Raw genomic sequence first — 26,309 nt, forward strand, 5'->3', positions numbered from 1 at the left:
TTTCTGACCCCTTTATTTAAGAAATTGTCATACAAGAGCCTGGACCACCTGCGAATGCTAAACCACAGCTTCCTTGTTCGCTATATAAATCTGTCACTTGTTCACGGTGAGTGCCCGGAATGACGAAGCGATCTTTATATTTCGCAATAGCAAGAAGACGATACATATCTTCTACATCCTGTTTTGTTAAAATAAGTTCTTTTAATACAGCTTCATTTGGCTCTTTATTAATTTGCAGCGCTCTCATATGCGTTCGCATAACAGCCATTTTCTTCAATGTAAGACGAATGTGTGATTCATCTCCTGCAGTGAGTAAATTCGCTAAATATTGAATTGGAATACGCATATTATCGATAGCAGGGAAAATCTCTTCTGCTTGCCAGTTACTGCCTTTCCCTTCCACCATATTCATAATTGGGCTAAGCGGCGGAATATACCAAACCATCGGCATTGTACGGTACTCTGGATGAAGAGGCAGAGCAATTTTCCAATCGATAATCATTTTATAGATTGGTGACTCTTGTGCTGCTTTAATCCATTCTTCAGGAATGCCTTGTTTTTTCGCTTCAGCTGCTACTTCTGGATCATTTGGATCTAGGAAAACAGTAAGCTGAGATTCATATAAATCTTTTTCGTCTTCAACAGAAGCTGCTTCTTTTACTTTGTCAGCGTCATATAGCATTACCCCAATATACCTGATACGTCCCACACATGTTTCTGAACAAATTGTTGGCATACCAGCCTCAATACGTGGGAAACACATTGTACATTTTTCAGCTTTATTCGTTTGCCAGTTAAAATACACTTTTTTATATGGACAAGATGATACGCAGAACCTCCAAGCACGACATGCATTTTGATCTACAAGAACAATGCCGTCTTCTTCACGTTTATACATCGCACCAGATGGACAAGATGATACGCAAGACGGATTCATACAATGTTCACATATGCGTGGTAAATACATCATAAAGACGTTTTCAAAATCTGTTTTAATTTCTTCTTCCATTTTCTTTACGTTCGGATCTTGTAATCCTGTTATATGTCCACCAGCTAAATCATCTTCCCAGTTCGGACCCCATTCAATTTTGTCGATAAATTCGCCTGTAATTGCTGATTTCGGACGAGCAACTGGTTGATGCTTACGCTGCGGGCTATTTGTTAATGTTTCATAATCATAATTCCAAGGTTCAAAGTAATCATCAATTGTTGGTTGATCTGGATTGTGGAAAATGTTCATAAGACGTTTCATTTTCGAACCAGATTTCAGCTGAATTTCACCATTTTTCAATTCCCATCCGCCTTTATATTTCTCCTGATCTTCCCATTGTTTCGGATAACCAATTCCAGGCTTCGTTTCTACGTTATTGAAGTACATATATTCCGCACCTGGACGATTTGTCCAGGTGTTTTTGCACGTTACGCTACAAGTATGACAGCCGATGCATTTATCTAGGTTCATTACCATTCCGACTTGCGCTTTAATCTTCAAGCCAATCTACCTCCTTCAGTTTACGGATTACAACATTTAAATCACGCTGGTTCCCAGTCGGACCATAATAGTTAAATCCATAGCTTAATTGGCCATATCCACCAATCATATGTGTTGGTTTAACATGAATACGGGTTGGACTATTATGCGTTCCCCCACGGGTGCTTGTTAATTTCGTACCAGGCACGTTAATGTGGCGATCTTGCGCATGGTGCATAAATGCCATTCCCCTCGGTATACGGTGCGTTACAACAGCACGCGCTACGACAACACCGTTACGGTTAAAGCACTCGATCCAATCATTATCAGCAACGCCAGCTTCTGCAGCGTCCTCTTTATTCATCCAAACAGTTGGACCACCTCTAAACAGCGTTAACATCGGTAATGAATCGAAATACATACTATGAATCGACCACTTATTATGCGGTGTTAAATAGTTTAGTGTAATCTCTTTCCCTTCTACTTCAGGGCGTGACTTACGGAACGGTTTATGTTGCAGAATTGGTTTAAATGTTGCCATCGTTTCACCAAATTCTTTCATCATGTCATGGTCTAAGTAGAAAGATTGTCGACCAGTTATCGTTCTCCAAGGAATAAGACGTTCCACATTTGTTGTAAACGGTGAGTAACGTCGTCCACCTTTTTCTGAACCTGTAAAGGCCGGAGAAGTAATTACTGTTTTCGGTTGTGCTGTAATTTGTTCGAATGTAAAGCATTCTTCTTCACGTTCTTCTGCTAAATCACGTAATTTTAGATCTGTTTGTTTTTCAAGTGCTTCCCATGCTTTTACTGCCATATGACCGTTTGTTGTAGAAGAAAGCGTTAATACCGCTTCAGCAGCATTGATTGCTTCTTTTATGTCTGGGCAACCTTTCGCAATAGTATCCGTTCGAACAACTCCTAATTTGCTCTTTAATTGCTCATACTCTTTTTCTGCTGACCAAGAGATCCCTTTCGTACCAATCGGTTGTTTTCCGGCATTTGGTCCAAGTGCTGTCATTTTGTCATAAATCGTTCTATAATCCCTTTCAACAACATGAATTTGTGGCATCGTTTTACCCGGGATTGGTTCACATTCACCTTTACTCCAATCTTTAATCTTGCCAAGTGGTTGCGCTAATTCTTGCGGTGTATCATGAAGAAGTGGTGTTGCAACAACTTCTTTCATTGGTTCAAGATCTATTTTCTTCGCTAAATCTGACACAGCTTTAGAAAGTGAAGTGAAAATATCCCAGTCAGAGCGTGCTTCCCACGGTGAACCGATTGCTGGATTAAATGGATGCACAAATGGATGCATATCTGTACTACTTAAATCATGTTTTTCGTACCAAGTTGAAGCAGGTAAGACGATATCAGAATACAGCGCTGTTCCAGCCATACGGAAATCTAAATTAATGAGTAAATCAAGCTTCCCTTCTGGTGCTTCTTCATGCCACTTAATTTCTTCTGGTCGTAATGAATCACTATCGTCATTCATTAATCCGTTTGTTGTACCTAATAAATGTTTTAAGAAATATTCATGCCCTTTACCAGAACTTGAAATTAAATTCGCACGCCACACGAATAAGTTGCGCGGGAAGTTGTTTTTATTATCAGGATCTTCAATCGCAAATTTCAGTTCTTTTTCTTTTAATTTTTGTGCAACATATTTTCCGATTTCTTCTTGCGTTGTTGCACCAGCAGCAACAGCTTCTTTATATAATTCAATTCCATTTTTCTCGAATGTTGGATAAGAAGGTAACCAGCCGAGTCGTGCTGCTAATACATTGTAATCACCGTGATGTTGATAACGTGAGTTACCTTCAATTGGTGATGCTAAATGTCCAACAGGTGTATCTTCATAGCGCCATTGATCTGTTACGAAATAGAAGAAAGACGTACCATTTTGTAATTTTGGTGGCCCTTGCCAATCTTTTGCCATCGCGATTGTTTGCCATCCTTCTGCAGGTCGTAACTTTTCTTGACCAACATAATGCGCCCATCCCCCGCCGTTTACTCCTTGTGCCCCAACTAGAAGAACAAGATTTAAAACTGCGCGATAAATCGTATCAGAATTAAACCAATGGTTAATACCAGCTCCAACAATAATCATCGAGCGACCATTTGTATCAGCGGCATTTTGTGCGAACTCACGAGCGATTTGAATAATTAGTTCTCGTTTCACTCCTGTCATTTTCTCTTGCCATGCAGGTGTAAACGGTACATCATCATTGAAGTCTTTCGGCTCTTGTCCGCCAAACCCTCGGTTCACCCCGTAATTTGCTAACGTTAAGTCGTATACAGTTGTAACGAACACTTCGCCTTCTTCTGTCATAACCTTTTTCACTGGAATTGTACGTTCTAATACTTTGTTTCCATCATCAGAGAAGTACGGAATTTGTACCGTTCCAATCGTTTCTTCCATTCCAAGTAAAGAAAGACGTGGATCAATCTTTTCACCTGTTTCTTCATCTTCTAAACGCAAGTTCCATTTCTTTTCGTTATCCCAACGTGAGCCCATTGTGCCTTGAGGTGTTGCAAAATCATTCGTGTTCTCGTTCCAAAGAACAGGTTTCCATTCTCCTAACTTCGTTTCGCGTCCAATATCAGCAGCGTTTAAGAAACGATCAGCAACGAATTGATCTCCTTTTTGTTTCAATGTGACAAAGAAAGGAAAATCAGTATATTGCTTCGCATACTTTGTGAAATATTCCACTTGATTATCTACGTAAAATTCTTGTAAGATCACATGCCCCATTGCCATCGCAAGTGCACCATCTGTACCTTGTTTCACACTAATCCAATCATCCGCAAACTTTGTAGATTCAGCGAAGTCAGGACTGACAGAAACGACTTTCGTTCCTTTATATCGAACCTCTGCTAAAAAGTGAGCATCTGGTGTTCTCGTCATCGGTACATTTGAACCCCATGTCATAATGTAACCAGAGTTATACCAGTCACTACTTTCTGGTACATCTGTTTGATCGCCCCAAATTTGCGGAGAAGCTGGTGGTAAATCTGCGTACCAATCATAGAAACTAAGCATCGGCCCACCCATAAGTTGCATAAAACGACTACCAGCAGCATGACTTAACATCGACATAGCTGGAATTGGTGAAAAGCCAACATTTCGATCTGGCCCGTATTTAATTACTGTATAAAGTAGAGAAGCTGAAACGAGTTGTAATACTTCATCCCAATTCGCACGAATAAATCCACCTTTACCACGCGCCTGCTTATACTTACGTGCTTTTTCAGGGTTTTCCACAATACTTTTCCAAGCATCTAGTGGTGACTCGTTATTTTGTAGTTCATCTTGCCACATACTCCAAAGAACACCACGTACATACGGATATTTCACACGAAGTGGACTATAAATGTACCAAGAAAAACTTGCTCCACGTGGGCATCCTCGCGGTTCAAAATCTGGCATATCAGGACCTGTCGTTGGATAGTTAAGCTCCTGTCCTTCCCACGTCACAATTCCATCTTTCACATATATATTCCAGCTACATGAACCAGTACAGTTCACGCCGTGTGTAGAACGAATTACTTTATCATGCTGCCAACGCTTTCTGTACACATTTTCCCATTCGCGATCTTCATATGTTTCTTGTGTATGATTATCGTTATAACGATCTATTGGTGAAAAATATTTTAAACGTCTCATTAGTGCTGAAGTTTTTTTCTTCATACTGTTCACTCCTTTAATACGTCTCTCTTACATACCCTTACTATAAGAGAGGTTGTAAAATACAGATGTGACATTTCGCACAGTTCAAGAGATTGTCAAAAATTCAGTAGAAAATAAGTTTGTGAGAAAATCTTGTGTTCCGTTGTGAAGATTATGGTTAATCTTAATTATTAGGAGAATGGTATTTTGAGGTATCGACTATTTTGCAAAAGAAAAAGAGTTTTGATATTATTTCAAAACTGCCATAAGGAAAAGAGTATAAATTGTATGTAAAAAATTTTTCCCAATGTTATTATTTTATATCGAGTCTGATTTTACATAAAACTACAAATCATTATTTACTGTATTGCCCTTAGTTACGGAAACAATTATACTAGATGTAATCGAAATAAATAATCTGAATATTCTCAGAATTTAAGGTAAAAGTTTTACTATCTACAAATAGAATTAGAAATATGTCCACTAAATAGATTAGAAAACGATAATAACATTAGGAGGATTACGATGCCCCAGCTTGATTCATTACATCCCACTGTAGAAAAAATAATCAATAATATTGAAAAAATAATGGTCGGAAAACGAAAAGAAACGATCTTAGCTTTGACAGCTCTCTTAGCTGACGGTCATGTGCTATTAGAAGATGTTCCTGGTGTCGGGAAAACAATGCTAGTACGTGCTCTTTCTAAATCCATTGATGCTGATTATAAGCGAATTCAATTTACACCTGATTTATTGCCGTCAGATGTAACAGGAGTTTCTATTTATAATCCGAAAGAGCTCCAATTTGAGTTCAAGCCTGGACCAATTATGGGGAATTTTGTACTTGCTGATGAAATTAATCGTACATCTCCAAAGACACAATCTGCTTTACTTGAATGTATGGAAGAAGGCAATATTACAATCGATGGCATTACAAGGCCTTTACCAAAGCCGTTCTTTGTCATGGCTACACAAAATCCGGTCGAATATGAAGGAACATATTCTCTACCAGAAGCTCAGCTCGATCGTTTCTTATTGAAACTAAAAATGGGATATCCTACACCAGAAGAAGAATTTGAAATTTTAAACCGGATGGAAAAAACAAATCCACTCTCTCAATTACAGACCATTACTACAATAGAAGAATTAATTTATTTACAACAAAGCGTACGGGTAGTAAGTATGGACAAAGCAATTAAGCATTACATTGTAAAACTTGTTAATCAGACTCGTACGTACAGTTCTATACAGCTAGGTGCAAGTCCACGTGGCTCAATTGCTTTAATGAAAGCTTCACAAGCTTATGCATTTATCCATGGCAGAAATTATGTTATTCCAGACGATGTTAAATTTTTAGCTCCTTACGTTTTAGCACATAGACTCATTTTAAAAATGGAAGCAAAATTTGAAGGAATAACTGTAGAACAAGTTATCGCAAAAATCGTTGCACGAACTACTGTGCCGACTCAAAGGACGATGAACCCTTGATGAAACGAATACTGCGAGCGCTATATCACGTTACGAAGTTATTGCTACTCCCTTTATGTCTAGTCTTAACATTTGTGTACGCTATGTTTCAAGGAGGGTTTGTAAGTTGGTTTTTGTTTTACAGCACAATTCCCATTGCTCTTTATTCACTACTACTCCCCTTTTACGCTTTTCGGGACGCTGAAGTAAGACGAATAACAAACCAAAATGGATATGTAGTAGGAGAACAATTTATAAGCACGATTACAATAAAAAGAAAATTTCCTTTTCCCTTACTTTATTTAGTTATAGAAGATGAACTGCCACCACAATTTATAAGTTGTAAACAAACAAAGATGAATAAGGTAGTACTCTTCCCAGGATTGAAACGAAATATTTCGTTTCAATATGTTATTGACACAATCTCTAGAGGCGAGCACACTTTTTCAAGCGTTCGTGTAAAAACTGGCGATTTATTCGGCATGATAGAGAAAGAAGTAACTTTTTCAGTTCCAGATACATTTTTAGTCTATCCCCAGTATGTAGATATAGCATATCGACAATTGGAAAATCATTTCGAACAAGGAGCGCTTTCAGCAAATATAAATTCAGCAAAAGACTCTACAATCTCTGTCGGTGTCAGAGACTATAAACCTGGTGATCGCTTTTCATGGATTGATTGGAAAGCAACTGCACGAACAAACACTATTATGACAAAAGAGTTTGAACAACAGCGCAGCCATAATGTCATGATATTCATAGACAGAACCGAGTCTCCTCTATTCGAATCAGTCGTCACATTTACTGCCTCTATCGTAAGGACTGTCTTGAAACAAAATTCACCAGCATCATTCGTGTCTATCGGAAAAGAACAAACTATTTTCCCTTTAGACAATGGAGATACGCAGTTACAACAAATCCTTTGTCATTTAGCAAAAGTGCAAGCAGACAGTGTATTCCCGCTCTCCCAGAGTGTAGACATGGAACTAAGAAAAATTTATGAGCCCGTCACGGTTATACTCGTGACCAGTAATCTTTCTCCCGATATTCAAAAGGCGGCTGATTGTGCTGCTATAAGAAATAGAAAATGTATGGTTTTTGTCGTGAAAGAAAAAGCGAATCAACTTTCACACCGAGAAATCAGTATAATAGAAACTCTAAAAAAACGACAAATATTTGTAAACACGGTTTATGAAAACCGTTATACAAACGTGTTTTTTGAGGTGAGCAAATGATAACATTACAAACAAAATACAAGTGGGATACGAACAGATTCTTTATGCATGCATGTGTATTTCTTCTTTTACTAGAATGGCTAAGACCTCTTATAGGTATTACAAATGTAGGTAGATTAGATATTTTCGTAACATTTATAGGAATTTGCTTCGCTCTCTCTTTTTTTCAAACGAGGTGGCAGATTCCAATAAAAATTGTCACAGTCCTATTTATCATTCATTCCCTATATTATAAAAATGCTTTTATAAATCCATCTTGGCTAACAGCATTCTTTTCTGATATGTTTCGAAATTCCTCCCTGTTTTTCCAAGGGAATTTACTAGATATTTCTCCAGTTTTTCCGACGGTTTTATTTTTTCTCTCATTTTGGTTTTTGAGTTCTTTTACTTCATTTTGGATTATTCATAAAAAACGTGGGTTTCTATTTCTTGTATTGACTATTATTTATATCGCAACTTTTCATAACTTACATTTATACAATGCAAACTACGCTATTATTCGTACTGTTGTCATCGGCTTTTTTATGCTTAGTCTTCTTCAAGTAGAACGAATAAAAGAACGTGAACACTTACAAAATTATGCTAGGGAAATCTCAAAATTACTTAGACCACTTACAATATTTATTGTATTATTAGCAACCATCGCATACTTTGCTCCAAAATTTGGCCCTCAATGGCCAAACCCAATGGATTTCTTAAAATTCAACACATCTGAAGCAAGTAAAGAAAAAAAAGTTTCTACAATTGGGTATGGTTTAGATGACTCACGATTAGGTGGTCCTTTTAAGGCGGATCCTACAATTGTTTTCACAGCACGAACGCAAAACAAACAATATTGGAGAGTCGAAACGAAAGATTTTTATACCGGAAAAGGCTGGGAGGTTTCTGAAAATCCGAAAAAGGTTTCTTTTAAAAATAAAAACGACGTCGTAAGCTGGTACGAACAAAATACAAAAACAGAAACTACTGAGGCAACAATTACCATGCAAAAAAGTTACCCTCACCTTACCTATCCAGCAGGATTAGTAACAGTTGAAGCTTCTTCTGATGTATCATACAGTGTTGACCCGTTTTCAGAAAAAATTTATACAATGAATGGAGACTCTTCTACTACTTTACATTCGTATAAAGTAACATATGAGATCCCTGAGTTTTCCATAAAAAACTTGAAAGCTGTAAAAACAAATGAAGGTCAAGAAACAAATCCTTATTTTATGACAAAGTACACACAACTTCCCGAGTCATTACCACAGCGCGTAAAAGACTTGGCTATCAATCTTACAAATGATAAAGACAACCGATATGATAAAGTATTAGCTATTGAAAATTACTTCACAGACAACTCTTTTACATACGAATCAACGAATGTCTCATTCCCTGCCAAAAGCCAAGATTATGTAGATCAATTCCTTTTCGATACAAAAAGCGGCTACTGTAATAATTTTTCGACGTCTATGATTGTACTACTTCGTTCTGCGGGGATTCCAGCTCGCTGGGTGAAAGGCTATACAGAAGGAACTCTTGACAATACACTTGCCTCTGCAGAAGGTGAGGATGTTTATACAATCACGAACGATAACGCACACTCTTGGGTCGAAGTATATTTCCCAGAATACGGATGGATTCCATTCGAACCGACAAAAGGATTTACTAATCCCTATAATTTTATAAATAATACGCCTGCTCCTATTTCACAAAATAGCGAAGCAAATAATTCTAATAACGAGCAAATACAACAACGAAATAATGAAGCAAAACTTAAAAGTTTAATTGAAAATACAGAAGAAGCTTCTACTAAAAAAGTCACAAATTCTAAAACTAGTTTTTCTTGGTGGTACGTATTCCTCTCTACGATACTAATTAGTATTATAGGATACATTCTCTTCACCACTAGAATGAAATGGATGACATTTCTTATTATTCATTTCTATAAATACCGAAAAGATGATGCTGTTTATCAAAAAGCTTACGGTGCACTTTTAAAACAATTTGCGAGAATTGGCATACCACGGGGTGAAAGTCAAACATTCCGAGAATACGCTCTCCATATCGATACACTTTACAACTCGGCCGATATGCAACAACTTACTGCCAGTTATGAGAACGCTATGTATCAACAGGGGCAGGCTACGGTAGAATGGAAGAAATCCGTACACTTATGGGAAGTACTTATGAAAAAAGCAGCTTCTCCACCTAAATCAGATGGCTTTGATACAGTTATTTAATCTTGAAAATTTGAGTTTAAAGAAAACGTCTCAAAGAACTACATTGTTCTTTGAGACGTTTTTTAATAAAGTGAAACTCCTACTTATTCCCCAAGCACCTTCTCAATCTCAACCTCTAAATCTACCGGCTTCGTCTGCGGAGCAAAACGCCCTACTACTTTCCCGTCTTTTCCGATTAAAAACTTCGTAAAATTCCATTTCACTGCTTTCATACCAAGTAAACCTGGTGCTTGTTCTGTCATGTATGTATATAGAGGGTGAGCCTTATCACCTTTCACATCAACCTTTGCAAACATCGGGAAGTTTACACCGTAGTTTAATTCACAAAAACTAGTAATGTCCGCTTCTGTACCTGGTTCTTGTCCCCCGAATTGGTTACAAGGAAATCCGAGTATTTCGAGTCCTTGGTCTTTATATTTATCATATACCTCTTGTAATCCTTTATATTGTGGTGTAAAACCACATTTGCTAGCTACATTGACAATAAGAATTGCTTTTCCTTCGTAATCTTTTAACGATTTTTCTTCACCTGTAATTGTTTTAGCTGAAAAATCATAAACTGTCATTGTCTTTGCCCCTCTCTTCACTATCATTCTATGTTTATACTATACTACATTCGTGAATATACAGCTCTTATTACGTACTTATAAGTTGTAATGATAGCGCTTTATTTCTGTTCGAAAATTCGACACAAACTACTAGACTTTTATGATGGAAAGTTTTACAATTGAAATGTGAACAAAATGTGACAGTTTATATTCCATTATAAAAGAAAAGGATGGTGTTCATTATGAAAACTGCACAACATGAAACGATTTCAAATCGCGAGTTTTATTTCGTACTATATATGATGTTATTGTTTGTTACTGGCTGGGTAATCGATGTAAATGGTTTATTCTTAAGCTCCTACTTTAATTTAGCAGGAGAGATTATGCTTCCATTAGTAGGCGGGATTGTTGGACTGTTCATTATGTCTATTAATAAACAACAAACGAAATAATAATATTACAAAAAGGCAGAAGATGAGCTTCGTTTTCTGCCTTTTTTCTATTTTAGCGTATAATAAAAACATGCAGTATATAAGGAGTGGTAACTATGAAAAAAGTAGAGCAATTATCTTCTCACCTATATCTTATTGATGATTTCGATTTACAGCATAATGAACGAACAGGTACGTACGTTTTATTAGGTGACGATATTACTTTAATTGAAACTTGTGCAGCCCCTTCTCTTCCGTATATTTTAGACGGCTTACAACAATTACATATTGATTTAAACGATGTTAAAAACATTATCGTTACACATGTGCATTTAGATCACGCTGGAGCAGCTGGTTTAATGATGGAAAAGTGCCCAAATGCTACGTTATATGTGCATTCTCGTGGTGCTCGTCATATGATTGATCCAACAAAACTTATTTTAGGTGCAAAAGCTGTCTACAAAGAAGATTTCGATAAACTCTTTGATCCAATTCTTCCAATTGAAGAAGAACGTGTTCATATTGTACAACATGGTGATACGTTAAAAATTGCAAAAGATCGCACCCTTACATTTTATGATACACCAGGACATGCGAAGCACCATATTAGCATTCACGATTCATTAACAAACGGGATTTTTACTGGCGATACAATTGGAATTTATTATAGAGAACTCGCAGACGTTGATGTAGAGTTATATCTACCATCAACGTCCCCTTCACAATTCCAACCAGATGCGATGATTACTTCTAAAAATCACATTCAAAGTATGAATGTAGATACTATTTATTTCGGTCATTACGGCGCATCCTCTCATGTTACAGAAGTATATAATCAACTGGAATATTGGCTACCTATTTTCGTTCATACTGGTAAGGAAGTCTTTGAAAAGTATAATGATTTCGATGAAGCAACTAAAGCTTTACAAACTTTGTTAATGGATAAAATCTCTTCTCATCTTACAAAGTTAAACGTTCCATCAGATCATTCCGTTTATAATATTTTACATTTAGATATAGAAATTAGCGCAATGGGCATTATTGATTATTTCACGAAGCAAGAAAAATCAAACTCCACTATTAACTAACAGTAAAAGAAGAGATATACAACAGTAGTTATTGTATATCTCTTCTTTTTTTGAATATATTTTGAGTAAAGGATGGTGGAATATAATGCAAAAAGTGATGCTATACCTCTGCTTCACATTATTTATCGTCTTATTATTATTTGTAGGAGTAAAAATTCAATTTTATTTAGATACAGATGCACAAGTGAACTTTAACGTTTATCCAAGATTATTCTACTTTACACTCTTCCCTCTTATAGTTGGCATTTTATTACGCTTCCTTCAATCTATTAATCGCGAAACGAGTAAACAAAACTGGAGCTTTCAACCGGATAAATTTATTGCTATTACAGTGCCTACACTATTCATTTCCTTTTCCCCAGCACTACTCTTTTCACCACTTGCCGAATACCTACCTTATTTAGTTAATATTATTCTAATAAATACAACTTTTGTTACGATTATTAGTTTAATAGCTGGTTATTCACTATTAGATTGTTTTATACAAAAGGACAATGCAACGATGAAAAAATATAATTGAATGCTCTATTTTCTTTTAATAAAGAAAGCTCAAAGCTAAAGCTTTGAGCTTTTTTACTTATCTCACCTTTTCATCTACATACTCCATAAACTGCTCCGCTTTAATAAATCTTTCTTTGTACGCCTCAGGCACTTCTTCTACTGTTATCCCGCCACTCGATTTCGTTTTTACTAACACAGTTTGATGTGACATTAATGCCTCCATATATTGTTCATACTCTTCAGGAGTTAGTACTTCTTTACTAGATTTATGGCCATTTAATTTATCAAAATACGGATGAAGCTCCATTACTACCTTTTTCAATTCCTCTTTTTTAGCTGGTGATAATTGATCATAATCTATATTACCATTCGAATCCCCGTACGCAAGCTTTGCATTAGTTAATTTTTTCAGTTCTTTTGTAAACTCTTCATATTCCTTCGAACTCATTTCATCTTTCGCTTCTGATAATTTTGCATTAAAACGCATATACGTTTCTAATGTCATCGCTCCGGCGTGTTTTTTTAAATTCTCAAAAGATCCGTATATACCATCCGCCATAATAGATTGATATGCAAAACCGGTCGTAGGGATTAAAAATGCTGCTGCAAGCACTCCGGCGATAAGACGTTTCTTCACCTTACTTCCCCCGCGATTCATTTTGATTTGAACAATTACTTTTTCTTTTAACTCCGGCGGGGCAACAATCCCCTTCGCTTCTTCTCGTATAGATTCTCTAACTCTACAATCTAAACTCATTTCACATTCCCTACCTCTCCTAAAAAGATTTCTTCTACTTGCTCTTTTTGACGTAGTTTCTTTAATGCCGCATGAATTCTAGACTTCACTGTACCAATTGGAATATGTAGTATTTGTGCTACTTCTTCTTGTGAATATTCGTATAAGTATCTTAAGATAATAACTTGTTTCAATTTATACGGTAATTTATGAATGAGTTCGATTAGTTTTTGGTTTGATATTTTACTTACAACATCGTTAGAAAAATCAATTTGCACTGGCTTTCTTTACTCTTCTGCTTTTTTCATAATTCGTAGTCGCATCCACCTCTTTCTTCTATAAGAATGAATTTGTTTAATCGCAAGCCCAATTAGCCAAGGGCGAAATGGCTTCTCGCTATCATATTTACGAAGCGATTCATATAGCTGTATGTATACTTCTTGAACGACATCATCTACATCCGTTTTATCTTCAATTAAAAAATGTGCTGTTTTATATACTTCTTGAATCGTTACATCATACAATTCGCTATACGCTTCTTTATTTCCTGATAAAGTTAATCGAATTAAATGTGCGTAATCTATTTCAGCCTTTATATTCCAGCCCTCCTTTGTCTTACACTATATATTGGCAAGTAATTCATATTTCGTTCGATTTTTCCGAAAAAATTTTTTATATAAATTAATATTATGATCCGATGAGTTCATAAGCTTCACTTATAACCACACATAACTATTATATAATTTTCCAATTTCTGATAAAGATTTAAAATGATTTATATAGTCAAATTTAGGAGGATATATGATGAAAGCTATCGTTGTAACGTCGTTCGGTGGTCCTGAAGTGATGAAATATACAGATTTGGATATACCGGCTATTTCAGAAGATCAAGTTTTAATTCGCGTTGTTGCTACTAGTGTAAATTTCGCTGATATTAAATCACGTTGTGGCAAAAAAGGAAATAAAGCACTACCTTTTATTCCAGGTATAGATGCAACTGGTATTGTAGAACGCGTCGGTTCTCATGTGAAAAATATTCAACCTGGACAGCGTGTCATTGCTTTTCCTCAAAATGGATCTTACGCAGAGTACGTTGTTTCAAATGAAAATCTCACTTTCGTTTTACCCCATGAAGTCGACTTTCAAACCGCAGCTGCTTGTCCGATCGTATCTTTCACAAGCTATAATTTACTCGTGAATGTTGCAAGGCTTCAACAAAATGAATCCGTGCTGATTCATGCAGCTGCTGGCGGAATTGGTACTACCGCGATTCAACTTGCAAAACGATTAGGGGCTGGAACAGTTATCGGTACTGTCGGAAGTGAAACGAAAAAAGAAATCGCTTTAGATGCTGGAGCTGATTATGTTATTTGTCATCAAGATGAAGATTTTGTAGAGAAAGTCAATGAGCTGACAAACGGAGAAGGAGTGAATATAATTTTGGACTCTATTTCTGGAACTGTCTCTGAAAGAAGTTTAAACTGCCTAGCTTATTACGGTCGCCTCGTTCATTTCGGTAATGCAAGCGGTAAAATTGGCAATTTCAAAACGAAAGATTTACACGCAAGTTGCCGCTCTATACTAGGCTTTAGCTTTGGCACTACACGGAAAAAACGTCCTGAACTACTCCAAGAAACGGCAAATGAAGTTTTCCGTTATTTGCGTGACGGAAGTTTGCAAATGAAAGCTACAAAATCTTTTCCCCTTCAAGATGCAGGGAAAGCACATGAATGGGTCGAAAGTAGAAAAAGTACAGGGAAAGTAATACTAACTGTTTAGTCTTCTTCCTGAAATGAATACTTGAAACAGAGGTGGCATTCATGGGATCACGAATTATGCATGTTATTATCGCTAACGGTATTGCTGAGAAACTATGTATTCAAGATAAAACTTCTTTCTTACTTGGAGGGGTAGCCCCTGATGCGGTTCATTCAGCAGAAGAAAAAGGAACTTCACACTTTTACGCTGGTACAACGAAGAACTATACGAGAAGAATAGATTATGATTCATTCTTTCATAAATACGAAGCACATATAGATTCCCCCTTTATTTTAGGCTATTATACCCACCTCATTGCCGATGATAATTGGCTAAGTGGCTTTTTTCTACCATGGCTAAAAAATAGAATAGAGAATGACGAAACCATCGCACCCCTGTACTATAACGATTTTAAACTGTTAAATGCAAAGTTGCTTCATCATTACGATCAAGAACAACAGCTCTTCTCTCTTCTCAATCAAGAGGCTCACATTGTGGATATTGAAGAGGTTTCTAAAGAAAACGTTTTAGCTTTTCGAAAGTATCTTTTTGAAGATATGTTGTATCCTGAGCAACATTTGCATGAAGACTTACAGGTGTTTACGTTTAATCAAATTGTCGGTTACATTGAAACCGCTATTGAAAAAGGTGTATTTTTTATTACACAACTCTCTCATGAAAAATCCACTTCAAAGATTTAATCCCCCTCAATATATTTGAGGGGGATTTTCACATAGCAATATTATTATTGATTCTTCTCCATAACCGCAAAATAATTCCCTTCACTATCAGCAAAGTTAAACACTTTACCAGAAGGCATAGTTACCATTTCTCCAACAGTAACATTTTTATTTTTTAAACCTGCATATAATTGATCCAGATTTTCTGAGAAGAACATTAAGGACGGTGTACCAAGATTTAATTCTGGGCTCATTTTCGAAATAACTTCTTTATTATGTAATATAATGCTCGTTTCAGCACCGTTAGTTGGAGCAATTTCAATCCATCTCATTCCTTGCTTGTTATCTTCCTCCGCAACTACATGAAACCCTACCTTTTCCGTCCAAAAATTTACTGCCTCATCTTGATTATTTACATATAACATAATTTGTCCTACTTTATGAATCATTTCTATTCCTCCTATTGTTTTTTTACATTCTATGTAGCTTTCTACAGCTGGTATCGTTATTCCTTTTGAGTTGGTATGTACTTCTTTGCAAAATTTATCGACTGACTCATCCCATCCAGTTCGTCAAAATAATTGTTTCTTTCAATCATGTTATATCCGTCGAATCCAATTTCATCTAATACTTTGAAGAATATATCGAAATCCACTTCACCATTTCCTACTGCTACTTCTATATACTTACTTGAACTATTACTTTTCACTTCTTTACAATCTTTAATATGAGTTTGTACTATATAATCTTTTAATAGTAATAAACCTTCTAACAGATTTTCATTTACATCACTTATTAAATTTGCTAGGTCAAAGTTAACAGCTAGTCCTTTCGAGTTTGCATTTTCTAAAAATCGTTTTAATACTATTGCTTTTTCAGATCCTGTCTCAATAGCAAAGACTCCCCCAAATTTGAATGCTAATTCTCCTATCTCATAACAAACCCGTATCATTTTATCATAGCACTCACTTTTTTCATCATCTGGAACTTTCCCAATATGAGCTGTTATTATCTTTGCTCCCAGCTCCAAACCTCTGTCAGTAATATATTTAATCTGATTTATTGCACTGTCAGCTTCTGTTCCTGTAATTCCATTTTCTCCAAAACTAATTGCTAATGATGGAATCTTTATCCCATTAAAAGATAAGCTTTTCTTTAAAGCAGTCCATTCTACCACTGGAATATTAGCTAAGTTGAAGTTTTTATTCATAGCATATAATTGAATATATTCTAAATCCCATTCCCTTGCTTTTTGTATTCCTTCGTTTACTTCAATATGTTTCGTATTCAAAAACATTCCTAATTTCCTATCCATATATGAACCTTCTTTTTATCATTTCGCATCAGTTTAATATTCGACTTTTTTTATATTACTTCCTTGTACATATGTTGATTAAAAAAGTGATAATAGATACATTTCAATAATCATTAATAAAACTCCTTGTATTATTCAATTGCAAATAAAAAAGACGTAACTACAAATAGTTACGCCTTCCCCATTATTTATCTAGGCTTTTTCTTCCCAGTAAATGCTGGTTTCTTTTTCTTAGGTGCTGGTGGCTTCGATTCTACAAATGTTCCTTTGAACATTTCTTGCTTCGTAAATACGATGCCTAGTTTTTTCGCAAATTGTAGTAATTTGCGCTCTTCTTGTGGAGTTACAAGAGATACGACAGTTCCTTCTTTACCCATACGTCCAGTACGTCCTGAGCGGTGAATGTATTGGTCTACTGTGTCTGGTAATTCTAAGTGAATTACATGTGTTAAATCATCAATATCAATACCGCGTGCTGCAATATCAGTAGCAAGTAGGATTTCTAATTTTCCACCGCGGAAAGCACGCATCGTTGCTTCACGCTCTTGTTTACTTGCTTCTGCATGAAGAGCCGCTGCTTTCATTTTACGGAATTTCAATTTCTGAGTAATTTCATCTAAACGGAATGGATCGTTTAAGAAAGCAACTGCTTTTACATCGCCCATATGCATAATTCTTCTTACGTAATCATTTTTTTCGCGTCGCTCACAAATGATATACGTATGCTCAACTAAGCTTTTTGATTCTGCACGTGTTACACGTACTAATTGTGGTTCAACTGCTAAATCACGTGCCGCATCTTCTGCCGCTTTTGTCATTGTCGCCGAGAAGAATACTAATTGACGATCGCGCATCGTTGATTTAATTACATCTTGCACTGCACCCATCATTTTTTGCTTTACAATTTGATCAAACTCATCAAATACAATTGTTTTTACTTCATGCATTTTTAGCTTTTTCATACGAATTAATTCTAAGATACGGCCTGGTGAACCGACAATTACTCTTGGGTGTTTCTTTAATTTTTCAACTTGGCGCTTAATATCTGCACCACCAATTAAAGATGCACCTGAAATTTCAGTTCCTGCTGTAAATTTTTGAACCTCTTCATGAATTTGCATTACAAGTTCACGCGTTGGAGCTAAAATAACAACTTGTGGCTGTTTTACTTCAGGATTAATTTTATGTAAAAGGGGTAATAAGTACGCTAATGTTTTTCCTGTTCCAGTTGGAGATTCAGCTATAACGTCTTGTCCTTCTAAAATAGTTGGAATCGCTTGTTTTTGAATTTCAGTTAATTCTTTAAAACCAGCCTTCTCCCAAGCTTCTTCTAAAAATGGTTGCATATCTTTTATCATTTGTTTTTCTCCTTTATCTCTATTTTTGAAGAAAATGCTGTATTGTTCGCACCGTTTCTATCATGTGTGAAATAACAGCTATTAAATCATCAACATGGTCTTCTGTAATCGCTTTTTGAAATAGAACCTCTACCTTATTATGATATGAAATCGCTTGCTTATTATATTCGTATGAAACTTTCTGCATAATCATTCTTTCTTTTCCCCATATAGAACGCATTAAAGTTTCAATTTCTTCGCATCCTACTTCTGGTTGTTCTAACGGGAATGAAAATGCTAGCTTCATTTCACAACCTGGTGTAAACTGAGGCACTTCTAGTATTTCACCAGACAAGTTCTTTGCATCCACAGATAATGAAAATGTTGCTTCTACTAATGGTTCGAACGGTTCTGTTAATTGAAATGAGATATGATATATACGACTTAATGAGGCAAGGTCCATCATATCTTTTCGATCTGTTACAAGAATATCTCCATGTAGATCAAAATCATACACAGCACCTTCTACGATTACTTTTAAATTGTCAAAAGCAGTTGGATCAAACATAATTTCCTCCAAAAAACAGGCGCCTTTCGATGGAAAGGCGCCACTTGATGTATATATAGTTTACAGATAAACGAGATGAATTACAACCTTTTAGAATAAACCTACTGCTTTTCCATCTTCATTTACATCCATTTGAAGTGCTGCTGGTTGTTTTGGAAGACCTGGCATTGTTAACATTGTACCTGTTAACGCAACGATAAAGCCTGCACCGATAGATGGTTTTAACTCACGAATTGTAACGATAAAGTCAGATGGACGACCTAATTTTGTTGCATCGTCAGAAAGAGAGTATTGTGTTTTCGCCATACAAACTGGTAGGTTACTCCAACCTTCTCCTTCATATTGAGCTAATTGCTTACGTGCTTTCGGAGCAAATTCAATATCTTTTGCGCCATACACTTTTTGAGCAATTGTACGAATTTTTTCTTCTAATGGTAATTCTAATTCATAAAGTGGTGCGTAGTTGTTTTCACCTTTTTCGATTTCTTTTAGTACTTTTTCAGCAAGGTCAACTCCGCCTTGGCCACCCTTCTCCCAAACTTCTGTTAAGGATACTGCATAGCCACGCTCATTACACCACTCTTGTAAGTATGTAACTTCTGCATCTGTATCTGTAATGAATTTATTAATTGCAATTACGAAAGGCACACCAAAGCTTTGAATTGTTTCAACATGCTTCTGTAAGTTTTCCATACCTTTTGCTAATGCATCTACATTTTCTTCTTTTAATTGATCTTTTGCTACGCCACCATGCATTTTAAGCGCACGAATCGTCGCAACAATAACAACTGCTTCTGGTTTAATGCCAGCTGCACGAGCTTTAATATCTAAAAACTTCTCAGCGCCTAAATCAGCACCAAATCCAGCTTCTGTAATAACATAATCACCTAATTTTGCTGCCATTGTCGTAGCGATAACACTGTTACAACCGTGAGCAATATTCGCAAATGGTCCGCCATGAATAATAGCTGGTGTATTTTCTAATGTTTGTACTAAGTTTGGTTTTAATGCGTCTTTTAATAATAGCGTTAACGCACCTTCTACACCTAAATCTTTAACCGTTACAGGTTGATTTGCAAAGTTATAAGCAACTACGATGCGAGATAGACGCGCTTTTAAGTCTTGAATATCTGTTGCAAGGCAGAATACGGCCATAATTTCAGATGCGACTGTAATGTCAAAACCGTCTTCACGTGGTACACCTTGTACAGGTCCACCAAGACCAATTACTACGTTACGAAGGGCACGATCATTTAAGTCAACACAGCGTTTCCAAACAATTTTACGCGTATCAATTCCAAGTGTGTTTCCTTGTTGGATATGATTATCAATAAACGCTGCTAATGCGTTATTGGCAGTTGTGATCGCATGGATATCTCCAGTAAAGTGAAGGTTAATGTCTTCCATTGGTACGACTTGTGAAAAACCGCCACCTGCTGCTCCACCTTTTAATCCCATCGTCGGTCCAAGAGATGGTTCACGAAGTGCAATTACTGTTTTCTTACCAATTTTGTTAAAAGCTTGACCTAAACCAACTGTTACTGTTGATTTACCTTCTCCAGCTGGAGTTGGGTTAATTGCTGTTACTAAAACAACTTTACCGTCTTTCTCATCTTGTAAGCGCTTAAAAATATCAAGAGATAACTTACCTTTATAATGCCCGTATGGCTCTAATTCATCTTCTAAAATATTTAAATCAGCTGCAATTTCTTGAATCTTCTTCATACTCGCTTCTTGTGCGATTTCAATATCGGATTTCACTGTTGTAGTAGTTGTCATATACCCTAGTCCCCCTTTAATTGGTTCTGATGATATTGTATCAGTTTTTTGTATTTTCTGCACTTATTTACCTCCTAAAAATTCTTTCATTTCTTTATACGTTTTTTAACATAAATACCCATAAGAATGTTAACGATTGTTGTAACTCTGTAGGTAGTTGACCTAACATCTTCTCATTTACTCCGCGCTTATATACGCCGATGCCATCTATAACTTTAAAACCTTGTTCTTTCGCTAACTGTTCAAATTCCCAAGGCATCATCGTATTACAAACAACGTCTTTTCCATACAAGCGAGGATAACTGTTCTCTCGTGGCTTTGCTGTCGGTCCTAAAATTGCAATACATGCATATCCATCTTTCTTTAACACACGCTTTATTTCATTTAACGCTCGTAATGGCTCTTCCGTCCATTCTAAAGAATTAATTGCCATAATTGATTCAAATTGCTCATTTTCAAATGGTAATGCAGAAAGATCTCCTTTTATAAAAGATAAATTTGGTCCTTCTCCGCGCTCCTTACCTTTTTGAATCATCACTTCCGATAAATCTACTCCCACTGCTTTATAGCCTGCGCTACTTAATTTATATGTACCGTACCCATCACCACAACCAACATCGAGCACTTGTGCTTCTTTCTTTACGTATTGTTCAAAAAACGGAATAATTGTGCTCCTACTCCCGCTATCCCACATTTCCTGACTATTTTTATTCCAAAACTCCGCACTACTATCCCATTTCTTCTCTGCTGATTCATGCCAATTAAATGTTGTCATACATTCCCCTACCTTCACGTATTATCATTCATTTCATTCTACATCATTTTCCAAAATTCCTGTTTTATCCTGCTTGCAGTAAGACACCTACCTCAGAATTCAATGGATGCGGACCAGTTAATGGGAGAGAACTGCTCATAAAAATCCAATTGTTGCTGGCTGATAATCAGTCGTGATGGAAAAAATCCCGCACTTTATCTTCAATAGGAAATGGATATGTTAACGATGGAATACGTATTCTCCAATTTTTGCTTTACTTGGGTTTAACTCATACTCATGTTCTTCTCTTTATGAAAGATACTATAGATACACCCAATTGAAAGAGAGGGATGTACATGCGAAGAAAGAGAAATCATCATTTTAAAAGTGGTGAAAAAAACGAAGAGTATGCTGCTGAAATATCACCAGCTGGCATTCCAATTAGACATAAGCGTAAAGAAATTGCAAATGAGATAGAAGGTACAAATACCGGCGCAATGGTAGGCTATGTCGCTTTATTTCTTTCGTTATTCTCCATTGCTTTTTATCCAGTTACGCTCGGCTCCCTAGCAATTTTAGTTGGCCTATTAGCTGTCAATTTCGGAGCAAGAACACTTGGATATACAGCAATTGGTTTTGGTAGTTTTTCTGTTTTATTTACTTTACTTTATCCGCTTGCTTTGTCAGCGTTTTAAAAAAACACACCAAGTTATACTTGGTGTGTTCATTCATGATACAACATAATATGACCGCATCCACAACAATGTTTCGCTGTAATTTCTTGAAACACTGGATAATTTTCTTCATCCCTATGCTCAATAAATACTTTTTCAAACCGATACATGTTTGGTGCATATGCCCAATCTTGTTTCGTACGTGCATATAATGTTGAGGAAAAAAACTCCTCACCACCGCAAACGATACATGTGTTCTTCATCGCTATCCCTCCTATGCTTGTCTTACTTCATCTATATGAACATAAGCATAAAAAAAAGACCTTCTATTACTAGAAAGTCTTCTCTGAAACAAAAAGAAATGTACCAAACATTCCTACTCCGCTATATTCTTTTGAAACACCAGCTTCTGTTTTAAATGTTTGCTTTACAGTCATAAAGAATACACCATTTCGTGCATCTGTACTTTCAAATTGTAGTTTTTCTTTTTTACCATCTACATTTTGCGTGCATTCAAAACTACTCTCATTACAATTCAACGCATACTTATCCTCTACATACACTTTAAAATCTGATTCTTTCGGACAAGTTATAAGTAATATTGCCACGAGAATAATACTTACAATACCCACAATTGTATAATATTTCTTCATTTGTACTCCTTTCAAATGACAAGAAAACTTGACTTCATGCGCCAAGTTTTCTTAGTCAACAACCCATTGCCACTCTTGTTCTTTCTTATCAAAAATGAGCCAACCTGTTTCTGTTGCTTCCTCTTTCAATTCATCGATATTATCTAGCACCTCATCCGTACTTTCATACGAACCAACTACATATACCGGAATTTCAAGACCTCTTCTTGACTCAATCTTCCCTGCTAGATCTATGTAAAGACCATCTTCCATTAGTGGAATAAGTCCCATAATCAATTCTTTTGAAATTGCCGGGAAAATTTTTGATTTTTGGAAGAAAGAAAAACGTTTCTTACCGAAAGCACCGAGTTTATACGGAATGACTTTACTTAACATTCCTACAAAATCGGCAATTCTACGATAATACACTTTGTTGTACCATCCGTCATCATGTGAAAAATAAACAAATCTATTTTTCAGTAACGGAAAGAATGTTCTTGCAAGTGGTTCTTTTTTGTGAGCCAAATATAATAATTCTGCAATTTCTTTCGGCTCTAATTCATCTAAATCGCTTGCATCATCAAAATCTACCCAACAAAATTCATCAAATTCATCAATCTCTGCTTGAATTAACTTATGTATATTTTCTTCCTCAACATATTCAAATAAAGTATGATAATGAAAATCCGTCCATTCAAAGTTGTGCTTCAAAAGCAACACTTGATGAAGCGGTGAAGGGATGTTACTCGCAAACTCTTTAAACGTAATTCCTGATGTAATAAAACAATGACCTCGACGATTACCATTAATATATATCATATTCTTTACTTGGTCAGATCCTCCAGACAAAGCACCTAGCCACCTTCGTTTTATATGTTTCAATTCTATAGCATATTTTAACATGAAAAATTTTAGAAACATAGAAAAAACTTCAAAAACTATTTACAATTTCATGTGTTTTATTACATAGTGATTACAAGAAAAAACGCCTGCTCATAAGCAGGCGTTTTTAAAGGATTTCATCAGGGTTTTGAGGATGATGATTTCCCTCTTTCTTTTCTTCTTTTTGGAACATCGATTGAATTTTATCAATTGTTTGTGGAGCTAATTCAATCATTTTTTCTGCTAAATGTGTCGCATTTTGTAAATGAAGAATATTTACTCCATCTTTATTCACCACAAGAAATGCTACTGGTGTAATCGAAACACCACCCGCGCTACCGCCACCAAATGCAGGGTTACCGTTCGCTCTTTGTCCATCATTCGTTTGGAAATCAGAACCTCCTGCTCCAAAACCGAACGCTACTTTAGAAACCGTTAACACCACACCACCGTCAGCCGTTTGAACAGGCTCTCCAACAATCGTATTTACATCAACCATTTCTTTTAAATTTTCCATTGCTGCTTTCATTAACCCTTGAATTGGATGATCCACCGTTCATAACCTCCTTTGTCATATCTTTCCTAGTTTTTCCGAAAGTTTGTGAACTAAACATAAAATTTTATATTGATTTCAAAAAACTTAAGTTGTAATATTTAGAAAAATAAAAAAAGAGGTCGATTCTTTATGATGCGAAAATTAACAAAGAAAGATCATGAACAAGTATTCGCTTATCTAAAAGAAGAAGCAGCCATTAACTTGTTTATTATTGGAGATATTGAAGCTTTCGGTTATGACACAGATTTCCAAGAATTATGGGGAGTATTTAAAGAGAATGGGACATTAAAATCAATTCTACTCCGATTCCACGATTCATTTATACCATATAGTAAAGAAGACTTTGTTACCCTAGATTATGAGGCACTTCTTTCCGCATATAAACCGCTTAAACTCTCTGGCAAGTCAACTATTGTAGAAAGATTTGAAACTTCTCCAAGTCTACAATTAGGCGCCAAAAATGAAATGTATTTTTGCGAATGTCTAAATGACAACAACTTACCTAGCACGCCTATCCAAGAAACAATTAAACTTGCCACACTAGATGATGTAGAGCGAATTATGCAATTGCGAGGTAACATTGCTGAATTTCCAGTTGCTAATGAATCAGAGAAAATATTAAGACAAGCTCTCAAAACAAATACAGGACGCACATATTATATTGAAAAAGACGGTGCTATTATTGCATCCGCCTCTACTTCCGCTGAAAATTCATTATCCGCTATGGTAGTTGGTGTATGTACACACCCAAATTATCGCGGAAATGGATATGCTTCACTCATATTGCAAAAAATGATTCAAGACTTTACGAAAGAAGGCCGAACGCTTTGTTTGTTTTATAACAATCCAGCTGCTGGACGTATTTACAAACGATTAGGGTTTAAAGATATTGGGATGTGGACTATGTATCGATAATAATGCATAATACACGCAGGAGAGGCTGCCTATTATAAGTAGCCTCTTCTTAACTAATATCTATTCACATGTACTCCGCTTGCCGTTACTATATGATATACTACGCATTTACTTGTTAACGCTTGTTAATTTCTATAACATAAAAAAACAATTTAAATCTTTTATCTTTTCAACTGAACCAATTAGGAACGCTTTATCGTTATTCTCTTTTCTTATTTAGATATATTTTTCGACTTGCTACTGAAATTTTCTAATAAATAGGAAATTCCAATACCTACTCCACCAATAATTAGAGCAACAATAGCTGTTAAAACCTTTTTTCCCATTGGCTATAGAAAGAAGAAGGAAGAAAAAATAGCACTGCGGTAAAAGTACACATTAAAATACGCCCTTGTTTAAACATGCTTGATTGCTCCTTTTTTCTTTTTCAGATAAAACTATAAGCATAACGTTAAAAGAGGCAACCAGTAGGTCACCTCCCAAGTAAAACGATTAATAATACACGTTACATATTTTCAGCTGTTATTCCATACAATCTATCTCTATTTTGCCCTCTTCTTTTTTCGATTTTTAAATATAATCTCTAACGCTACTACTGCGATGAATCCAACAGTTAGTTGTATACCTGTAAACAATAGTTTATCATTTAGAGGAGTATCCGGAACACTCCACAGCAGTATCGGCGGGATAAGTATGCCAATGATTACAAGGGTTCTCATTATTTTCCCCATCTTATTTTCCCCTATCGTATTTTCCAACTAGTCTATAATTCTAATAATTTCTCGCGTAGAACTATTTCACTCTCAGTCATATACCCTCTATGCATTTCCTCTACAATCTTATCGTGATTAAAACATAATACTTTTTCATCCCCTAGATAGCCTATTGGGTAAGGAACACCCACATAATCAAAATCACGTTTATCTGCTGATATGACCATTCTTCCAATAATCATTACAATTTGTTCTATATCTTCTATTTTAACGACTGTTCCAATTGGTAATAGTTTCATTTGTTTATTTCTCCTTTTTTAAGCATCTGTAATAGTTCTAATCCATTTTCATTAAAAATTTGAAAATGGATT

At 35.9% G+C, this 26,309-nt stretch carries 26 protein-coding genes and 2 pseudogenes; 10 read left to right on the top strand and 18 right to left on the bottom strand.

All coding sequences use genetic code 11. The features are described from left to right. Positions 1 to 16: 16 nt before the first annotated feature. Together narH and OXT04_RS10645 are read right to left on the bottom strand one after the other, a co-directional pair. Complete coding sequence (gene narH / locus OXT04_RS10640) at positions 17 to 1,492, bottom strand: nitrate reductase subunit beta (RefSeq protein ID WP_098235607.1); 1,476 nt, start codon at positions 1,490 to 1,492, stop codon at positions 17 to 19. After that, on the bottom strand, positions 1,482 to 5,165 hold the full coding sequence (locus OXT04_RS10645) for a nitrate reductase subunit alpha (protein ID WP_098235606.1): 3,684 nt from the start codon (positions 5,163 to 5,165) through the stop codon (positions 1,482 to 1,484). The genes narH and OXT04_RS10645 overlap by 11 nt, the downstream gene beginning before the upstream one ends. Positions 5,166 to 5,669: 504 nt before the next feature. On the opposite strand from OXT04_RS10645, the gene OXT04_RS10650 reads away from it, so the two are divergent. The 3 genes from OXT04_RS10650 to OXT04_RS10660 are packed head-to-tail and all read left to right on the top strand — an operon-like array spanning position 5,670 to position 10,071. Continuing rightward, on the top strand, positions 5,670 to 6,632 hold the full coding sequence (locus OXT04_RS10650; RefSeq protein WP_267414360.1) for an AAA family ATPase: 963 nt from the start codon (positions 5,670 to 5,672) through the stop codon (positions 6,630 to 6,632). After that, the gene (locus OXT04_RS10655; RefSeq protein WP_000821908.1) at positions 6,632 to 7,846 is read left to right on the top strand and encodes a DUF58 domain-containing protein; all 1,215 of its coding nucleotides are present in this window, start codon (positions 6,632 to 6,634) and stop codon (positions 7,844 to 7,846) included. Before OXT04_RS10650 ends, OXT04_RS10655 begins: the two co-directional genes overlap by 1 nt. Then, positions 7,843 to 10,071, top strand: coding sequence for a transglutaminase TgpA family protein (locus tag OXT04_RS10660; RefSeq protein ID WP_089170882.1), 2,229 nt, complete (start codon positions 7,843 to 7,845; stop codon positions 10,069 to 10,071). Before OXT04_RS10655 ends, OXT04_RS10660 begins: the two co-directional genes overlap by 4 nt. Positions 10,072 to 10,154: 83 nt before the next feature. Here the strand turns inward: OXT04_RS10660 and bsaA are convergent, their stop codons facing one another. After that, a complete protein-coding gene (gene bsaA / locus OXT04_RS10665; protein WP_267414365.1) occupies positions 10,155 to 10,637 on the bottom strand; it encodes a glutathione peroxidase in 483 nt (160 codons plus the stop codon). Positions 10,638 to 10,861: 224 nt separating this feature from the next. Between bsaA and OXT04_RS10670 the strand changes: the two genes are divergently transcribed. The 3 genes from OXT04_RS10670 to OXT04_RS10680 all read left to right on the top strand — a co-directional run bounded on the left by OXT04_RS10670 (position 10,862) and on the right by OXT04_RS10680 (position 12,658). Next, positions 10,862 to 11,071 (top strand): DUF3925 domain-containing protein, encoded by a 210-nt coding sequence (locus OXT04_RS10670; RefSeq protein WP_043938462.1) that lies wholly within the window; start codon positions 10,862 to 10,864, stop codon positions 11,069 to 11,071. Positions 11,072 to 11,166: 95 nt separating this feature from the next. Further along, entirely contained in the window at positions 11,167 to 12,138 is a 972-nt protein-coding gene (locus OXT04_RS10675) for an MBL fold metallo-hydrolase (protein ID WP_043938463.1), read from the top strand. An 85-nt stretch (positions 12,139 to 12,223) separates the two neighbouring features. Next, positions 12,224 to 12,658: a hypothetical protein gene (locus OXT04_RS10680; protein WP_001174535.1), complete on the top strand. Its 435-nt coding sequence runs from the start codon at positions 12,224 to 12,226 to the stop codon at positions 12,656 to 12,658. A 57-nt stretch (positions 12,659 to 12,715) separates the two neighbouring features. Here OXT04_RS10680 and OXT04_RS10685 read toward each other — a convergent pair whose 3' ends face one another. Next, positions 12,716 to 13,396 carry a DUF3600 domain-containing protein gene (locus OXT04_RS10685; RefSeq protein WP_000050703.1) on the bottom strand — a complete coding sequence of 227 codons (681 nt, stop codon included), beginning with the start codon at positions 13,394 to 13,396 and terminating at the stop codon, positions 12,716 to 12,718. Then, positions 13,393 to 13,971: pseudogene (locus tag OXT04_RS10690) on the bottom strand (sigma-70 family RNA polymerase sigma factor). Before OXT04_RS10690 ends, OXT04_RS10685 begins: the two are co-directional and overlap by 4 nt. A 208-nt stretch (positions 13,972 to 14,179) precedes the next feature. On the opposite strand from OXT04_RS10690, the gene OXT04_RS10695 reads away from it, so the two are divergent. Together OXT04_RS10695 and OXT04_RS10700 are read left to right on the top strand one after the other, a co-directional pair. Then, the gene (locus OXT04_RS10695) at positions 14,180 to 15,154 is read left to right on the top strand and encodes a quinone oxidoreductase family protein (protein WP_098250464.1); all 975 of its coding nucleotides are present in this window, start codon (positions 14,180 to 14,182) and stop codon (positions 15,152 to 15,154) included. Positions 15,155 to 15,195: 41 nt separating this feature from the next. Next, the gene (locus OXT04_RS10700) at positions 15,196 to 15,834 is read left to right on the top strand and encodes a hypothetical protein (RefSeq protein WP_053564665.1); all 639 of its coding nucleotides are present in this window, start codon (positions 15,196 to 15,198) and stop codon (positions 15,832 to 15,834) included. 44 nt (positions 15,835 to 15,878) lie between these two features. On the opposite strand, the gene OXT04_RS10705 is transcribed toward OXT04_RS10700, so the two are convergent. The 6 genes from OXT04_RS10705 to OXT04_RS10730 all read right to left on the bottom strand — a co-directional run bounded on the left by OXT04_RS10705 (position 15,879) and on the right by OXT04_RS10730 (position 21,587). After that, entirely contained in the window at positions 15,879 to 16,262 is a 384-nt protein-coding gene (locus OXT04_RS10705; protein ID WP_000581475.1) for a VOC family protein, read from the bottom strand. Between the two features lie 56 nt (positions 16,263 to 16,318). Beyond that, positions 16,319 to 17,128, bottom strand: coding sequence for a sugar phosphate isomerase/epimerase family protein (locus tag OXT04_RS10710; protein ID WP_267414372.1), 810 nt, complete (start codon positions 17,126 to 17,128; stop codon positions 16,319 to 16,321). Between the two features lie 188 nt (positions 17,129 to 17,316). Continuing rightward, positions 17,317 to 18,486 carry a DEAD/DEAH box helicase gene (locus OXT04_RS10715; protein WP_267414374.1) on the bottom strand — a complete coding sequence of 390 codons (1,170 nt, stop codon included), beginning with the start codon at positions 18,484 to 18,486 and terminating at the stop codon, positions 17,317 to 17,319. 19 nt (positions 18,487 to 18,505) lie between these two features. Further along, on the bottom strand, positions 18,506 to 19,033 hold the full coding sequence (locus OXT04_RS10720; RefSeq protein WP_000460216.1) for a hypothetical protein: 528 nt from the start codon (positions 19,031 to 19,033) through the stop codon (positions 18,506 to 18,508). Positions 19,034 to 19,123: 90 nt separating this feature from the next. Then, on the bottom strand, positions 19,124 to 20,812 hold the full coding sequence (locus OXT04_RS10725) for a formate--tetrahydrofolate ligase (protein WP_014482011.1): 1,689 nt from the start codon (positions 20,810 to 20,812) through the stop codon (positions 19,124 to 19,126). A gap of 94 nt (positions 20,813 to 20,906) precedes the next feature. After that, entirely contained in the window at positions 20,907 to 21,587 is a 681-nt protein-coding gene (locus OXT04_RS10730) for a class I SAM-dependent methyltransferase (RefSeq protein WP_000206577.1), read from the bottom strand. Between the two features lie 335 nt (positions 21,588 to 21,922). On the opposite strand from OXT04_RS10730, the gene OXT04_RS10735 reads away from it, so the two are divergent. Further along, positions 21,923 to 22,261: a hypothetical protein gene (locus OXT04_RS10735; protein ID WP_001253201.1), complete on the top strand. Its 339-nt coding sequence runs from the start codon at positions 21,923 to 21,925 to the stop codon at positions 22,259 to 22,261. Positions 22,262 to 22,290: 29 nt separating this feature from the next. Here the strand turns inward: OXT04_RS10735 and OXT04_RS10740 are convergent, their stop codons facing one another. From OXT04_RS10740 to ytfJ, 4 genes are all read right to left on the bottom strand, one after another. Continuing rightward, positions 22,291 to 22,503, bottom strand: coding sequence for a hypothetical protein (locus OXT04_RS10740; protein WP_000798747.1), 213 nt, complete (start codon positions 22,501 to 22,503; stop codon positions 22,291 to 22,293). Between the two features lie 69 nt (positions 22,504 to 22,572). Further along, positions 22,573 to 22,893: a hypothetical protein gene (locus OXT04_RS10745; RefSeq protein WP_000761184.1), complete on the bottom strand. Its 321-nt coding sequence runs from the start codon at positions 22,891 to 22,893 to the stop codon at positions 22,573 to 22,575. Positions 22,894 to 22,944: 51 nt separating this feature from the next. After that, positions 22,945 to 23,721, bottom strand: coding sequence for an oxalate:formate antiporter (locus tag OXT04_RS10750; protein WP_000014087.1), 777 nt, complete (start codon positions 23,719 to 23,721; stop codon positions 22,945 to 22,947). Between the two features lie 160 nt (positions 23,722 to 23,881). Continuing rightward, the gene (ytfJ, locus tag OXT04_RS10755; RefSeq protein ID WP_000349991.1) at positions 23,882 to 24,307 is read right to left on the bottom strand and encodes a GerW family sporulation protein; all 426 of its coding nucleotides are present in this window, start codon (positions 24,305 to 24,307) and stop codon (positions 23,882 to 23,884) included. 132 nt (positions 24,308 to 24,439) lie between these two features. Here ytfJ and OXT04_RS10760 point away from each other — a divergent pair, with 132 nt between their 5' ends. Continuing rightward, complete coding sequence (locus OXT04_RS10760; protein WP_098250463.1) at positions 24,440 to 25,225, top strand: GNAT family N-acetyltransferase; 786 nt, start codon at positions 24,440 to 24,442, stop codon at positions 25,223 to 25,225. Positions 25,226 to 25,437: 212 nt separating this feature from the next. Here OXT04_RS10760 and OXT04_RS29780 read toward each other — a convergent pair. From OXT04_RS29780 to OXT04_RS10770, 3 genes and pseudogenes are all read right to left on the bottom strand, one after another. Beyond that, positions 25,438 to 25,628 (bottom strand): annotated as a pseudogene (locus OXT04_RS29780) (hypothetical protein). A gap of 139 nt (positions 25,629 to 25,767) precedes the next feature. Beyond that, positions 25,768 to 25,956 carry a hypothetical protein gene (locus tag OXT04_RS10765; RefSeq protein WP_016512959.1) on the bottom strand — a complete coding sequence of 63 codons (189 nt, stop codon included), beginning with the start codon at positions 25,954 to 25,956 and terminating at the stop codon, positions 25,768 to 25,770. Positions 25,957 to 25,988: 32 nt separating this feature from the next. Beyond that, positions 25,989 to 26,237: a DUF4176 domain-containing protein gene (locus OXT04_RS10770; RefSeq protein WP_000771614.1), complete on the bottom strand. Its 249-nt coding sequence runs from the start codon at positions 26,235 to 26,237 to the stop codon at positions 25,989 to 25,991. Positions 26,238 to 26,309: the final 72 nt, after the last annotated feature.

This window comes from Bacillus sp. GC_Bacil_1, from assembly GCF_026540675.1.
Lineage (GTDB): Bacteria > Bacillota > Bacilli > Bacillales > Bacillaceae_G > Bacillus_A > Bacillus_A cereus.